Source organism: Petralouisia sp. (assembly GCF_056822245.1).
Window position 1 is genome coordinate 19,843 of the sequence record NZ_JBQIOP010000011.1, and the last position, 15,259, is coordinate 35,101.

General features: G+C 47.3%; 11 protein-coding genes. All 11 read right to left on the bottom strand.

Annotation, left to right across the window (positions count from 1 at the left end):
* The 11 genes from ACTO17_RS06185 to ACTO17_RS06235 all read right to left on the bottom strand — a co-directional run bounded on the left by ACTO17_RS06185 (position 1) and on the right by ACTO17_RS06235 (position 15,226).
* On the bottom strand, positions 1-1,767 hold the full coding sequence (locus tag ACTO17_RS06185; protein WP_482557286.1) for a CDP-glycerol glycerophosphotransferase family protein: 1,767 nt from the start codon (positions 1,765-1,767) through the stop codon (positions 1-3).
* Positions 1,768-1,812: 45 nt separating this feature from the next.
* The gene (locus ACTO17_RS06190; protein WP_482557287.1) at positions 1,813-6,120 is read right to left on the bottom strand and encodes a CDP-glycerol glycerophosphotransferase family protein; all 4,308 of its coding nucleotides are present in this window, start codon (positions 6,118-6,120) and stop codon (positions 1,813-1,815) included.
* 16 nt (positions 6,121-6,136) lie between these two features.
* A complete protein-coding gene (locus ACTO17_RS06195) occupies positions 6,137-7,315 on the bottom strand; it encodes a CDP-glycerol glycerophosphotransferase family protein (RefSeq protein ID WP_482557288.1) in 1,179 nt (392 codons plus the stop codon).
* Positions 7,316-7,375: 60 nt separating this feature from the next.
* The gene (locus ACTO17_RS06200; RefSeq protein ID WP_482557289.1) at positions 7,376-8,548 is read right to left on the bottom strand and encodes a CDP-glycerol glycerophosphotransferase family protein; all 1,173 of its coding nucleotides are present in this window, start codon (positions 8,546-8,548) and stop codon (positions 7,376-7,378) included.
* A gap of 75 nt (positions 8,549-8,623) precedes the next feature.
* Positions 8,624-9,643 (bottom strand): ribitol-5-phosphate dehydrogenase, encoded by a 1,020-nt coding sequence (locus ACTO17_RS06205; RefSeq protein WP_172536966.1) that lies wholly within the window; start codon positions 9,641-9,643, stop codon positions 8,624-8,626.
* A complete protein-coding gene (locus tag ACTO17_RS06210; RefSeq protein ID WP_172536965.1) occupies positions 9,643-10,353 on the bottom strand; it encodes an IspD/TarI family cytidylyltransferase in 711 nt (236 codons plus the stop codon). The genes ACTO17_RS06205 and ACTO17_RS06210 overlap by 1 nt, the downstream gene beginning before the upstream one ends.
* Before the next feature lie 3 nt (positions 10,354-10,356).
* Entirely contained in the window at positions 10,357-11,337 is a 981-nt protein-coding gene (locus tag ACTO17_RS06215; protein ID WP_482557290.1) for a glycosyltransferase family 2 protein, read from the bottom strand.
* Positions 11,338-11,480: 143 nt separating this feature from the next.
* Positions 11,481-12,218, bottom strand: coding sequence for an ABC transporter ATP-binding protein (locus tag ACTO17_RS06220; protein WP_482557291.1), 738 nt, complete (start codon positions 12,216-12,218; stop codon positions 11,481-11,483).
* Between the two features lie 18 nt (positions 12,219-12,236).
* Positions 12,237-13,013, bottom strand: a complete 777-nt coding sequence (locus tag ACTO17_RS06225) for an ABC transporter permease (protein ID WP_172539461.1) — start codon at positions 13,011-13,013, stop codon at positions 12,237-12,239.
* 93 nt (positions 13,014-13,106) lie between these two features.
* Positions 13,107-13,856, bottom strand: coding sequence for a glycosyltransferase family 2 protein (locus ACTO17_RS06230; RefSeq protein WP_482557292.1), 750 nt, complete (start codon positions 13,854-13,856; stop codon positions 13,107-13,109).
* An 11-nt stretch (positions 13,857-13,867) separates the two neighbouring features.
* Positions 13,868-15,226, bottom strand: a complete 1,359-nt coding sequence (locus tag ACTO17_RS06235) for a sugar transferase (RefSeq protein WP_172539459.1) — start codon at positions 15,224-15,226, stop codon at positions 13,868-13,870.
* Positions 15,227-15,259: the final 33 nt, after the last annotated feature.

The following is a 15,259-nucleotide window of genomic DNA, read 5'->3' on the forward strand; positions in this document are numbered from 1 at the left end:
CTAAGACTGAATCAGGCCATAAATTAATTTCACTACTCTCTCGGTGGATTTTCCGTCTAAATCATCGAAAAACCTTGTCCGAAACTGCGACAGCTTCTCCGCCTCGTAATCTTCACTGCGCACTGCTTCCACCAGGGCCGGAAAACTTTCCACAATTTTGCCCGGCACGAAAAATTCATAATCGTAATAAAAATCCCTGCCTGCAATATACTGCCTTAAATCAAAGGCATACATCAGCATTGGAATATTCAGCAGAGCCGCCTCAAACACCACTGAAGAATAATCGGTAATCAAAAGGTCTGTCACAAACAGCAGATCGTTAATTTCCGACTCTGCGGACAGATCCAGAATCCGGTTCTGCCACGCTTCTCCAATTTCATATTCCATCGTCACAAAGGGATGGTGCTTGATAATCAGCACATACTCCTCCGGGATCTGCTTCATAAATTCCACCGGATCAAACTGGCTTTTGGGATAGTCGGCTGACAGTTTGCCGTATCCCCGGAAGGTGGGCGCAAATAAAATTACTTTTTTGCCTTTTATCACAGGATACTGCTGCTGCAGCTGCTCCACAATCTCTTTTTTATATTTTTTGTCAAAAAACACGTCCGTACGGGGAACTCCGGTGGCAGCCACTTTATCCAGAGCAATTCCAAAACCTTCTGCATAGAACTGCCGGATTTCTGAAGAGCTTACAATGGCGTAATCATAGTCCCTGTGATCCAGGCTGTCCTGTTTGGGACCGCCCCGCTTGCCGGTACGGGAGAACCCAAAGGTCTTAAACGCCCCGCAGGCATGCCAGAGCTGAATCAGCCTGGTGTTTTTCCGAAGCTTCAGCCTGGAAATTACCGGTGTGTAGTCGTCAATGAGAATCACTCGGGAGGTGGCTGCATAATAGCCGATTCTGGCCATGCTTTTTAAGGGCATAGCCGCAATTTCCTTAGGCTCCAGTACCCATTTCATGTCCGCCACAGGCTCCTGCTTCATCTTGTCATAGAGAAAAGAAAAATTTCCCGTCATATCATCCCGCCGGCTGGATAAAAAGAACACCCGGTTTCCTTTGACAGGCAGCAGGCGCCCCAGCAGGAAGAAACATTTCACAAAACCCATCTTGATTCCGGTCACTCCAAATTCATATTTGCAAAATCTGGAATGATACCAACTGACATGGGCAAAAAAACGGTGCAGCTGGCTTCCCATATTTCTGGGATATGTTTTACTGACATCAAACAAAATCGAAGCTACCGCATCCAGGAAAAACCAGGGAAGCAGAAGCACTGCCAACACATGGGTCAATAACTGGTGAACCGGCCTAAGAATGGCCTGGCAGGTTTTCCACGCGTTCTGCCAGAACACATGTCCGTTTCCCTTGCCCCGCAGAATCAGTTCTGAGGTCTCTGTTCGGAAGGACAATCCCTGAGCCTCCAATGCTTCCGGCGCGCGGGACAGCTCCAGAGGAATATTGCAGATATGTGTGTCGCCGTAAATAAAATCAAAGCTTATCACAATATCTTCCCTGGTTCCGCCTACAAATATGCTTCTTATATTCACCGGATATTCTGCATACACCATACAGGTATCCATATCTTCCAAGGGAAAATAGGAATTCACACCGATGGGAAACCTGCGGTTATCTCCTGTTTTCCTAAGAACTGCCACCACTTTGGGCGAGCGTACCTTTACATCGTAAGGGCCTTCTGCCGCCACTCCCAGCACCAGCATATAATCCTCAATCCTTGCTTCTTCTAACCTAAATTTCCAATCCATATTTTTTCCTCTGTCTTGCTAATCCTTCTCTGTTTCCGGGTGACGTTACTGCTTCCCTTTTAATTTCAGCACCCGCTCCGCCGCATGGCCGTCGCAGGCCCCTAAATATTTCTCACAAAACTGTTCCAGATATCTGTAATCATACGTTTCCAGATGGTGAAGCTGCCAGATTAATTCTTCTGCATCCCCAATCACAGGCGCTGATATAATGTCTTTATAAGCAAAATTATAGTCACGCTCCCTGGTGTATTCCTCATAGTCATCAGCAGTCAGAAATACTGGCTTCCTCCGCAGAAAGGCTTCAAAGAACGTATTTCTGTAGTCTCCCACAAATACATCTCCTGCTGCAATCAGCCGCCGGATGCTTATCTGATTGGTTGCGTCGCAGAAAAAGTCCCGCAAATCCTCTGACATGAGATAACTGTCCATTCCCGCGGGCACCCTGTAATCCGTCACCATCACGTACTCTGTTCCCAGGGCCTTCTGCAGTTTCCGGATATCCAGAAATTCCAGCACCCGGCATCCCTTCACCCGATGCCGGTACTGGGGCAGATACACAATGATTTTTTTACCTCTGGCTGCCGGGAATAGCTCCTCCAGGCTTTTTCTGGCCTCGTCCCGGAATTTTTCTGAAAAATAAATGTCGGTACAGCAGCTTCCCACAGCCTGAACTGTTCCCTTTCTTCTCACAGAAAACGAAGTCTCATAAATATTCTTCATATCTTCGGAAGCGGCGCAGATCAAATCGTAATCATTTCTCATTAACCTGTCATTCCAGTCTCTGGAATCCTTCAGATAGCCCGGAAACTGCATGCCTTTTCCAAAACAGTCCAGAGAAAATGCATATTCTCCCAGCTGAACCACATAGGTGCCCTTTCGAAACCGCAGCAGGCTCATCAGTTCAATATGGCGGTTGATAAAAATATACTCCGCCGTGGCCATTTCTTTGATGACTTTTCCATAGAACGTATTCTTCTTATACCGGAGAATTCTCAGATTCCCCATCTTCTTCCATTCCTGCTCCAGACTCCAGTACTCATCCCGATCTGCAGGGGAATCGTTGGTAAACAGAATCACTTTTCCCTTTTCTATGGGATGCAGGGCATGTTTCTGGTAGGTCGCCTGGAAATACAGAGATTTCCACTTATGCCTCTGCAGTTTATAGGGCGCCAACAGATTTTCTTCCTTTCTGGCCAGGATTTTCGCTGTCTTTTTATCTCCCTCTCTCCGAAGCTCCGGTACGTCCTCCACAATGTATCTCACCTTGTCCGCCAGACGCTTCTCGGATCTTGCCAGGCTCATTTCCAGAGAACTGGTGTAATCTGACTTGGGATTTTCCCGGATCAGCCCGTCTGCCATCTCATCGGTAAACGCCGGGGCATATTCCCGTTTGGCGTCATACATGGTATAGGAATCCATCAGCGGGGCAAGGCATCTGGTAAACACCTCATCCTCCTGATGCTCTTCAAAATATTCAACCGAAATTTTCTGAAGCATTTTCTCCAGATTGTCCGTATCCTCCAGTCCCAGTCCGTAAAAATCATCCACAAACTGCAGCAGCCTCTGTTCCATGGCATGAAACAGCTCCATATCGCAGTCTGCAGGCTCAAGCGCCGGCAGAATTTTTCCATTTTCTCCCCGCTGATAGCCCTCTACGCTTTTATAGGGAATATTGGCAAACACCGCCTCCACAAAAATCAGGGAGTTGGACGCCGTGGTAAAATTATACCGAATCCGGTTTTCCTCACTGCTGTAAATGCTTCTCATATAATAAAAGGGAACCGGACATTTCTCTTTGCAGGCCGCCTCCAACAGACGGGCCGTACAGTCCTGAGTGTATCCTCTGCCCCAATATTCCACAAAGGAAAATCTCTCGTCAAAATTGATTTCCTGCCGCAGATATTCCAGTACAATTTCCCGATCCCTGGCTGATTTATCCAGAATATACTGCCGGTAAGGCTCTGAGTTGGAAAATGTAATAATCAAAGATTCCCGGATTTCCTTTGTAATTTCGCCCACGTCTTTTAAATAGGCCAGGTCAGGGAAAATCCGCTGAAAATCATTTTCTTCCATATTAAGGGCATTCAGCATCTTATCATAAGACTTTACATTGACAAAATTACCGAATTTCGAGAAAAATTCCTTATCCAGTTCTGTAATCAGCGAAGGAATCCGCCAGGCCCTTCTGGAGCCGTAGATATATTTTGTCCGGATGGGCAGGTTCTTCTTCTCTATGATTCTGTCCGCAATCCGTTTCAGCTGATAACCGTCCCTGGAAATAAAATACAGACATTTCGTTTTATGCTCTATGGCATGTTTAAGCACCCAGCTGATATAGGGCACAAAATACATGGAAATATGGCCGTAAGCATAATAATCTTTCTGTTTTCCGTTGCTTTCCCGGAACCTTGCCAGAAGGGCAGCTGTCTTAAAAGCATCGCCGGTGCCAATCTCAGAGGCTATCTTCCATTCATACTCATTAAATTCCGGACGTTCCCTGAGCACCGTGGTGATATTTAATTTCCTGGCAAACGTTCCGTCCGCCTTCCGGTTGTCCCCGTGGTGAATCCATGCGCCGAACATATAAGTCTCAAAACTTTTGTATACCTCCAGGTACAACAGCCCCGTGCTTTTCTGTACGCCGTATTCACTGGATAAAAACAGCGGAAGCTCTCCCAGGGCCGGATCGGCTTTGGCCAGAAGTTTCTGTATAAATTCCCGGCTCAGGTACATATCGCTGATCAGACAGACCGTTTCCCCCTTCTGCATCAGATCTTTTACATAGGAAACAGCCCTCGGAATGGGAATGGCGCTTTCATATTCCGCTTCCAGTTCCCACTGCATCAGGGCATTTTTCTGCTCCCCGGTCAGATGGTACACTTTAGCCATCCGCTCAAAAATTTCTTCAAAATGAATTTCTCTTCGGGCGTCCGGGCGAAGCTCCAGTGTTTTGCGGTACCATTCCCGGACATTTGCCTCTGCTTCCTTCCTTTTCTGGGGATAATTTTCCTGGAAAAAGGACGGAAACGCCAGTTGGGAGGCTTCCATTCTCTCTTTTACCTGATAGAAAATCCCTTCCGGCTCCAACACTTTTCTGGAAATTAAAGTATCAAAAATATCAAAGGTGTACAGCACAGGCAGAGGTTTCGGCTCCGGTTCAAATTCCAGCGTATGATTGATGATTTCGTCCATGGAGCCTTTGTGGTCATACTCCCAGAATAATTTTTCAATTCTCTCTCTGTCCTGTTTGTCATCCTCCTGGTAGGAATCCAGAGCATTTAGCAGAGCGTCAAAATTCCTGCACATTTTTCCGCAGGTCATTTCTTCTAAATCATATACCATATCCCGGGAGGATTCTGCAAAAAAGTACCGGATAAAGTATTTGGTTCCTCCTGCCAGCATATCATAGAAAATAGAGGAATAATCGATAATCCCCACTTCAATATCGTCAAATATCTCATAGAAATCTTCCTGGTTATTCCAAAAGAGAAGTCTCGGATGATTCTGATATTTTTCTTTCAGCTTCAAATATTCGTAATCTTCCTCAATCAGCGGATGCATCTTAAAAATCATCAGCATATTTTTCTCTTCCAGCTTCTGAATCAGACGCTCCATATCCGGTATGGCAAGGCTCATAAATCCCTGGGGAGCATCATCCCGGAACGTAGGGACATATGCTGCAATCCTGGTATCCATCTCCAGTCCCTTCCTGCCCCGTATATCATGGTTGAAGGTCGTTACCTTCTCAAAATATTTCTGATACATGCACCTGGGATATCCTCCGCGGATCACCCGGTCGTTCCGCAGTCCGCACTGATAAATAAAATGCTTTTCCATCAGGGGAGACGTTACAAGAAATAACTGTCTGTCATAAAAAAACTGGTTATACCGAATATATTTTCCGGCAACCCGCTCCGTCAAAAATCCGGTATGCGCCCGCCGTTCAATGGACTTGCACCCCACCCCATGGTACAGATTCAGATATTTTACCTCTGCCATCCGCTCCGGAATATTTTCCTTCACCTGTTCCACCACATAAACACCGGTCTGGGTTTCCAGCCGATGTGCTTCCCGGTCTACAAAGGTATAGGCTTTATAGCCCAGCTTCCGGATATATTCCACAGTTTCTTCCTTGTCGCACAGCCAATAGGCGTCAATATCCTTCCGGTATTTGTTGATGTAGATAAACAGATATTTGGGATTTCCCGCAAAAGTCTTTCCTGCGTTAAAGGCCCATCTGTTGTTTTTCGGAAAGGACTCCAGATCCTCCGCCTCCAAAGTTCCTGACTTCATTTTTTTCATCATGGAAAGGGTGGGAATCCGGCCCGGTTTCTTCTTTACATCCTCTGACATTTTCTCCTCCTGCGTCTCAGCCGCCGTTTCTGCGATTCTGGTGTGCAGCTGTTCCTTCTCCTGTTATTTCATTCTGCATATCTGTGATGTAATCCGCAATCCGCCTGGTGGCATGTCCATCACACATCTGCAGCTGATTTTCTATAAATTTTTCATATCTCTCAGATGCCGTCTGGTATTCTCCCTCTTCAATTACCTTTATCAGTTCTTCCCCGGTAGTGACCACCTGAGCCGGAAGCTCCTCCAGCTTCAGGTAAAACCCCCGTTCTTGTTCATATTCGATCCGATCCGGCGCATAAATCAAAATCGGCTTTTTCGTCAGCGCAAAGTCAAAAATCACCGAAGAATAATCGGTAATCAGTAAATCTGCCGCCGCATAAAGCTGTTCTGTAGGAATTTTGCAGTTAGACGCTTCCATCTTTTTCTCCAGATGGGGATGCACTTTCCGGATCACAAACCATTCTCCGGAGAGTTTTTCGCAAAGGCTGTCAATGGCTTCTGCGTTTATCAGCGTTCCCTCTCCCGCATTCTTACGAAAGGTGGGAGCCCACAGAATAATTTTCTTTCCGGCCGCTTCAGGATATTCTTTGAAAAAACGGGTTCTGCAGCCCTCCATAAATGGTTCTGAAAAATACCGGTCTGTCCGGCTGACCCCCAAAGCCTGAACCTTTTCCAATGGAAGGTGAAACGCCTTCGCATACACGCTTCTGCATTGCTCGGAGCTGACAGAAACTAAATCGAAATTACAAAACATATTCTGATCTTTTACGGACAGCAAATCGTCTCTGGCGTCATAGCCGAATTTCTTGTATGCGCCGCAGGCGTGCCAGAGCTGAATTACTTTTGTTTCTTTCCGTTTTTTTACAGAAATCACAGGCAGGTAGTAATCGCAGAGCACCACCATGCCTGCCTGGGCATAATAGTTCAGAAAAGACAGCATGGCCTTTACGCTGCTTCCGAAGCTGACCTCCGAAAAGTCATGCACCAGTTCCCGGGTTTTGTAGCCCCGCCGCTGCAGTTCCTCTTTCAAAAGACGCATATCTTCAGGAAAGGTCTGGTGGTGGGCGTCGGCAAATACAATCAGCTGCCGATCCGGTTTCCCATACTTAAGACAGCAGAGCCGGTATGCCGCAGGCAATATAAATTTTCTCAGGCATTCCTTTAACACCTGTCTTATTTTCAGCTGATTCCCCATGCTTTCTAACCTGCCTTAATCTCCGTTTTCTGAATTTCATCCTTTCGCAGCTGATTCGGCTTATTCTCCGTCCTGCTTTACAATCTCCTGCCAGATTCTCTCCGTGGCATGTCCGTCGCAGGAATACATGAATTTCTGCCGGAATGCCGCGGCTTTCTCTCTGGCTTCTTCCTGGCGTCCTTCTATGCTTCTGACTGCCGCCGCAAGCTCTGTGCTGTTTCTAACCACAGGCCCCGGCGCAAATTCCTGATAATCGTAGTAAAATCCCCGGTTGTCGAAATATTCTTCCAAATCATAGGCCAGAAATATCATAGGCCGCTCCATCAGGGAATATTCGAACACCACAGAAGAGTAATCTGTTACGCAGATATCTGCGACACAGAGCAATTCTGCGATTTCCATATTACAGTCCCCGACGGCAAAATCCTTCAGAGATTCCTCCACTTCCAGAGGTTCTTTCACAAACGGATGGCGTTTCTCAATGATTATATAGTCCTGTCCCAGTTTTTCCTTCAGAAATCCATAATCCAGAATCCCGGGACTGTCTGCTTTCCCGCCGGTTCCCCGGAATGTGGGCACATACAGGATACATTTCTTCCCTTTTCCCTGGGGAACCTGTATGGAATAGCTCCGGGCAGCCGCCTGGCGGAAGGAATTTCGGAAATAAACATCCGTCCGGCTGACCCCTAAAGGCTGCACGACCGCCTCCGGCGCCTGGAACGCCTCCTGATAAGCCCAAATCACCTCCGGGCTGCTGACTGTCACCAGGGTATAATTCCGGTGGTAAGGATATTTCATAAGTTCTCTGCGGCTTTCGCCGTATTCCTGATCCGCCGCGCTGAATCCCCATTTCTTAAAAGCTCCGCAGGCATGCCAGGTCTGAATCATCCGGCTGCCCTTTCTCATGCGGAAGGAACCCAGCACATTGCAGGAATCATTGAGGAACATATACCGGGCATCCGACACTTCCCACAGAAGCCCCAGGCATCTGCGGTAATAAGCCAGAGAATCCTTCTGAAAATCCAGATAGTATTCCAGGATCTGAAACCCTGATTTTTGCTCCGCCGCTTCTTTTAAAAGCCGGAAATTATCACTTAAAGTCCTGCCGTGCAGTTCCACAAATACCGTCTTTCCCGGTTTTATTTTCCGAAGTCTGCCAAAGGCATATACGCCCGGAAAAAGAATCTTATACACCAGAAATTTTACAATTCCCCGAATTACATTTTTAATCATATTCTCCCTGCCGTCTGCTCCATAATCTGCCTGAATGCCTGGAACCAAAGGTTATTCTAAAAACACAAATCTGCACTAGTTCTTCCAGACCATCACAGTTTTTCCAAAAGCCCTGCGGATATCTGTTTCAAAGGCTTCTTTCATATCGGAAATGGAGCCCACTTCGATCACGCTTCCTATCAGATTCTGCAGATTGCCCACAAGCTCCCTGTTTTTTTCAAACAGCGACACCGTCTGTTGGAAATCTTCCCGTCCGCTTCTGCTGCTTCCAAAGAGACGCAGACCCTTCTCCAGCACCATTCTGGTATTGATGGGCACATGATTTTCGGACACGCCCAAAAGGGACATGGTTCCCTCAGGCGCAATATGATCGATCATCTGGTCAATGGCCATCTGGGCGCCGTTTCCGCCTACGCATTCAAAGGCATGGTCTACTTCCAGATCTTTTGGAATATCTTTCACCAGAATGGTTTCTTCTGCAAAGGCAAAATCCGCCAGTTTATTTTCATCCACTCCGAAAATAAACAGCTTTACCTCCGGAAACATGGTATGGAATAGCAGCGCTGTAATATAACCCAGGTTGCCGTCTCCCCAGATACCTATTTTCCTGCGTCGTTCATGGGCAATCCGGTCAAATCTGCTGATGGCATGGACGCTGACGGTAATCAGCTCCGTAAAAGCCGCCACCCGCAGATCAATATCTGACGGAAGGCACACCAGCCTGTCCCGCCCCAGTTCCACATAATCCTGCATAAATCCGTCAAACCCGCTGGCCCGAAACCGGCTGCTGCGCAGATAATTTTCCGCAATAACAGAATCCGGTTCTGTGGGGGTATTGGGAATCATCACCACCCGCTGACCCGGCTGATATTCTCCGGTCTCATCATAGACCACTTGGCCGATTCCCTCATGAATCAGCGCCATAGGCAGTTTCTGTGCCAGAACCTCCGCCGGACGGGTGCCCTGATAATATCTCTGATCGGCCCGGCAGATAGACAGGTGGGTGGGCCGCACAATCACATTTCTCAATTCTATTTCCGTAAATTCCACTTCAAATCTTCTTGGCGCCACTAAGCGATACACTGCATTTAACATTATTTTCTGTCCTCTTTGATCAATGCCTCCGCTACCCGCAGATCATACGGATAGGTGATTTTAATATTGGAAACTTCCCCCTGAACCAGATAAACTTTTTCCCCTTTAATGGCAAAAATTTTGGCTGCGTCCGTCAAAATTTTCTTTTCCTCTTCACTGAGGCTCTCGTATAAATGTTTCAGTTTGACTGCGCAGAAGCTCTGGGGGGTCTGCCCCTGGTACATCTTGGAGCGATCCGGAATATCGCTGATCACTGCTCCGTCAAGGCTTTCCACAATCGTGTCCGTAGCGGCAATCACGGTATCGCAAGCCCCGTATTTCCGGGCATATAACACATTTTCTGAGATGATCCGGTGGGTGATAAAGGGCCTGACCGAATCATGGGTAACAATAATCGTCTCATCCGTTAAATCGCCCTGTTCCTCAATATAGGAAATGGCGTTCATTATGGTTCCGTTTCTGGTGGAGCCGCCTTTTAACACTGCAATCTCCTCTGTGGGAAGCCTGTATTTTTTCAACAGGGTTTTTGTATAGGATACCCACTGCTCCGGACATAATACCAGAACTTTTTCAATCTCCGGATGCACATACATTTTCTCCACCGTGTGGATAATAATCGGTTTTTCGCCGATCTGGAGATACTGTTTGGGCTTTTCTGCATTCCCCATGCGGCTGCCCACGCCGCCTGCTAAAATTACGCCGTATACCATATTTCAGCCCTCCTGACTGTTCTCTTCATTCTTTTTCTCCGTTTCCCTGTCAAAATCCAGTTTCCGGACATGGTACTGGACATCTTCCAATATCTTCCGGTTTGCCGAGATAATATCTGCTAAAAGCCCTACAATAAAGGTCTGGAATCCCAGCAGCATCAGCGTACTGGCCAGAATCAAAGACTGCATATGGCCTGCGCCGCTTCCGCCGAAATAGTACACTAAAAACCGTACGCCGATGGCAAGCCCGATGGCAAAAATAATACTGCCGATCACGGAAAACACCATCAGGGGACGGTACATCATAAATGCCCGCAAAATTGTGAGCATGGATTTCTTCACATAGCCGAACATACTGCTGAACAGCCGGGACGGCCTGAGCTCCGCATTGGTGCGGATGGGCACGGATTCCATGGCAATCTTGCTTCTTCCGGCCTGGACAATGGTCTCTAACGTATACGTATATTCGTTGACTACATTCAAGCGCATGGCCGCTTCTCTGCTGTATGCCCGAAATCCGCTGGGCGCGTCCGGAATATCGCTGCGGGAGGCTTTGCGCACCACCCAGCTTCCGAAATGCTGCAGTTTTTTCTTTAAGGGAGACCAGTGCTCCGTATCATCCACCGGCCTTGCGCCGATGACGATATCTGTTTTTCCCTCCAGGATGGGACGGACAATTTTCTCAATATCATCTGCGCAGTACTGGTTATCGGCGTCTGTGTTGACGATAATGTCCGCCCCGTTTCTGAGACAGGCGTCCAGCCCCGCCATAAATCCCTTGGCCAGTCCTTTGTTCCGCTTCAGATCCACTACATAATTTACGCCCCAGTTTTTTGCCACCTCCACGGTGTTGTCTTTACTGCCGTCATTGATAATCAAATATTCAATCTTATCGATTCCGTCTATCTGTTTGGGCAGATCATTTAAGGCGATTTCCAGTGTTTCTGCCTCATTGTAGCATGGTATCTGTATGATCAGCTTCAATTTTTCTTCCTCCGTAATTGTCAGTTTATAATTTTTACCAATATATCACAATTTATGCCCCATTGCAACTTTGCCGGAATTTACGGCCCCTTCCGGCGGCCTGATGATGCTGCAAAGCAGCTTGTTCCATCGGCCTGTGTTTCCTATTCCAGCATCTTCCGGTAAACGTCCGCCACTTCCTCAATGGCGCCGAAGGCTTTTATTTTTCCGTGATCCAGAATCACCGCCTTGTTGCAGAGCCGGCACACCTGTTCTAAAGAGTGGGATACAAAAAGCACCGTCACGCCTTTGTCAAACATGCTCATAATCTTGCCTTCGCTTTTCTTCCGAAACTTGGCGTCCCCCACAGACAGCACTTCATCCAGAATCAGAATCTCCGGCGCCACCACCGTGGCAATGGAAAATCCAAGTCTGGATTTCATACCGGAGGAATAATTTTTCAGGGGAACGTCAATGAATTTATTCAGTTCTGAAAAAGCCACGATTTCATCAAATTTCTCGTCGATAAATTTCTTGCTGTAACCAAGCACCGCCCCGTAGAGATAAATATTTTCCGCGCCGGTATACTGCATGTCAAATCCTGCTCCCAGCTCCAGAAGCGGGGCGATTTTCCCTTTTTTGTATACTTTTCCTTCGGTGGGCTTAAATACCCCTGCGATGACTTTCAAAAGGGTGCTTTTCCCGGCCCCGTTCAGGCCCAGAATCCCCAGCCGGTCTCCCTTCTCCAACGTGAAGCTGATATCCTTAAGGGCCCAGAATTCGTTGTATTCCAACTGACGTTTTAAGGACTTTATCACATATTCTTTGAGACTGTCCACTTTTTCCTTGCTGAGATTGAATTTCATGCCCACATGGTCTGCCCGGATTATTTCTTTTGCCATTTTCCTCTCCTTTTCCCGCTATATCTGCAATATAAATTCATCCTGTTTCCTGTAAAAGACAATCAGCCCCAGAACCAGGGAGCCTATACTGAAAGCGGCCGCATACAGAAACATCTTTAGGTGCACCGGCTCTCCGAACACGGCATGCCGGAAATTGGCGATAATGCAGTACAGGGGATTCCATTTTAAAATCCAGCCGTAGCCGCTTTTTAACAATTTCTCCGGATAGTAGAAAATTGCGCAGGTATACATCACAAGCATAAGCAATACGTTCCAAAGATATTCCATGTCCCGGAAAAATACGCCGATGGTGGCCAGAATCATCCCAACTCCGTAAGAAAGCAGCAGCAACAGCGCCAGACAGGGAATCGTCCATAAAATATACAACGTTGGAAATACCCGAAAGACCATGGCCAGAACGATCAAAACCGCCAGCGATATCAGAAATATAATATAGTTAAATAATACGCTGGACAGCGGATAGAGATATTTGGGCACATAGACCTTCTTAATCATAGAAGCATTGGCCCGTATGGATTTCAGCGCCCCGGTGGTTCCCTGGGAAAAGAAGGTATACAACAGCCGCCCGCTTAAAATATAAACCGGAAACGTAGCATCATCATTGCCGAAAAGCGTTCCGAACACAATGGTCAGCACTGCAGTTGTCAGAAGAGGCTCTAACAGGGACCATAAAATTCCCAGATAAGATCTTCTGTATTTCAGCTTAATTCCCTTTTTCACCAGTTCTCCCAGCAGAAAACGGTAGCGGAAAAAATTCTTCATTCTCTCTCTCATAAATCTACTACTCCTCACCTTTCCATCTGCAGTTCTGTCCGCGTCTTTTTTGCGGAGCGCATCTGCATCTTTTTGCTCACTGCATCTAAAGCTTCACATATATTTGCGGATGCCGTGAAACATATACATCAGAAAATAGTAACAGGACGCAATCCGCCCAATCCCCATCAGACGGTACACGCCGAAATGCATCCGGGCCGATTTCAGTTTATTTCTGGATTTGCCCCCTTCGCTCATTCTGGATTTCAGCATGGGCTCGGCAATTCCGCAGGCATTGCCATATTTTTTCAATACGTTCAGCCATAAAATATAATCCTCGTGCAGCTCGTCATGGCTCATATAGAATTCCCTGGCGGCTTCGGTCCGCATTACAACTGAAGAACATGCAATGCTGTTGGTTCGAAGCAGCATCTTATAAGTGATCACCTGGGGCGCGCTTATAATTTTCCCTTTGGGCGAGCCGTCTGCGTTCATCAGCTCCCGTCCGGTGCAGCACAGCGCCAGGCCCGTTTCCTGAATCTTCCTGCACTGAAGCTCTAATTTGCCTGGCTGCCACCAGTCGTCTGCATCCAGAAAGGCCAGATAGGTTCCCCTGGCGCGGCGGATTCCTATGTTCCGGCTCTCTGCCACCCCCTGATTTCTGGTATTCCGGATTAAGAGCACCCTTTCATCCTGCTGGGTATACCGGGTGACAATTTCGGCCGTGCTGTCAGCGGAACAGTCGTCAATCACCAGAAGCTCCAGGGATACCTTTTGGCATAGCACCGATTCAATGGCCTGCGCGATATATGCTCCGGCATTATAGGCCGGCATAATGACAGATACAGATATTTTGTCATCCATTCTGATTCTCCTTATTTTACCGCTGTTCTCTGCTGCTTATCAATGCCTTCTGTGTTTTCCTTCTGGAAAATAATTTTAAACGTCATCAGCATCAGCTTCAAATCCATCCAGAAAGAATAGTTTTCAATATAAGTTAAATCTAATTTTAACTTATCATAGGGTGTGGTGTTGTATTTTCCATAAATCTGCGCATACCCGGTAAGGCCCGCCTTGACTTTCAGCCGGAAGCTGAATTCCGGGATCACCGTCTCATACTCCCTGGCAATGCTTTCCCGTTCCGGCCGGGGCCCCACAAAGGACATTTCCCCTTTCAGTATGTTAAATATCTGGGGCAGCTCATCAAAATGGGTCTGCCGGATAATTCTTCCCACCGGCGTAATCCTGTCGTCATCTTTTCTGGCAAGCTGGGCGCCGTCCCGCTCAGAGTCCATCCGCATACTGCGGAATTTGATAATCTGAAACACCTCCCCGCCTCTGGTCAGCCGCTCCTGGGTATAAAATACCGGCCCTTTGTCGTAGAGTTTAATACACAGTCCGATAAACAAAAGCACCGGCGACGAAATAACAATGGCGATAAGCGACAGCACAATGTCCATGGCGCGTTTGATAAACCGCTGTTCAATGGTAAGGCCGTGGTTTCTGGACAGCATCAGGGGAGAATCAAACAGATGGATGGATTCGGTTCCTGTCAGTATAATATCTGAAATTTTCGGCGTAATATAAGTCCGTTTATTCTGGTCAAAACAGAATTTTAAAATGGGATTGCGCATACTGGTGGGCAGATCGCAGAGGACCACCGCCTCATATTCCAAAATCCTGGTGTACAGTTCTTCATAGCCCAGATAAACGCTGGCTGTGGCGCAGACATTATACTTGTCCTTACGGGAATTGATTTTCTCAATCAAATCATCCGGGGAATGCTCCCCGTATATGACAATCATTTTCCTGGGGGGATACAGTCTGGTATAGATAAACCGCACCAGATACACTCCGGGCAGGATCACCAGATACTGGGCAAAGGTCAGCATAGCCAAAGGATGCACCGGCATATAGTCGTTTGCCACCAGACATACCTGAAGATATCCCACCCCGTTGGCGCAGAAAATTGATAAAATCTGGGACAGACAGATATCGGTAATCCGCAGATACCCAATCCGGTAGCCGCCGAAGGTTCTGGTGAAAAAATACATAATCAGCGCATAAATGCCGATGACCGCCCAGTTTCCTCTGTGCCAGGGACGGTTGGCCTTTGCCAGCATCGGATAATAGATCACATACCAGGTATAGGCAAACATCGCCGTTTCCATCGCCAGCATCATATAATTTGCAGTCAGATTCAATAAATGCTTATACTGTTCTCGTTTTCTCATATTTTATCCCTTTATCCGGCCCCGGTACAGTGA

What these genes read in the sequence shown, in the direction of transcription:
- ACTO17_RS06200 (WP_482557289.1), bottom strand. Translation starts at nt 8,548, where the DNA reads ATGATTAAAAATGTAATTCGGGGAATTGTAAAATTTCTGGTGTATAAG.
- ACTO17_RS06210 (WP_172536965.1), bottom strand. Translation starts at nt 10,353, where the DNA reads ATGGTATACGGCGTAATTTTAGCAGGCGGCGTGGGCAGCCGCATGGGG.
- ACTO17_RS06225 (WP_172539461.1), bottom strand. Translation starts at nt 13,013, where the DNA reads ATGAGAGAGAGAATGAAGAATTTTTTCCGCTACCGTTTTCTGCTGGGA.
- ACTO17_RS06220 (WP_482557291.1), bottom strand. Translation starts at nt 12,218, where the DNA reads ATGGCAAAAGAAATAATCCGGGCAGACCATGTGGGCATGAAATTCAAT.
- ACTO17_RS06230 (WP_482557292.1), bottom strand. Translation starts at nt 13,856, where the DNA reads ATGGATGACAAAATATCTGTATCTGTCATTATGCCGGCCTATAATGCC.
- ACTO17_RS06195 (WP_482557288.1), bottom strand. Translation starts at nt 7,315, where the DNA reads ATGGGGAATCAGCTGAAAATAAGACAGGTGTTAAAGGAATGCCTGAGA.
- ACTO17_RS06235 (WP_172539459.1), bottom strand. Translation starts at nt 15,226, where the DNA reads ATGAGAAAACGAGAACAGTATAAGCATTTATTGAATCTGACTGCAAAT.
- ACTO17_RS06185 (WP_482557286.1), bottom strand. Translation starts at nt 1,767, where the DNA reads ATGGATTGGAAATTTAGGTTAGAAGAAGCAAGGATTGAGGATTATATG.
- ACTO17_RS06205 (WP_172536966.1), bottom strand. Translation starts at nt 9,643, where the DNA reads ATGTTAAATGCAGTGTATCGCTTAGTGGCGCCAAGAAGATTTGAAGTG.
- ACTO17_RS06190 (WP_482557287.1), bottom strand. Translation starts at nt 6,120, where the DNA reads ATGTCAGAGGATGTAAAGAAGAAACCGGGCCGGATTCCCACCCTTTCC.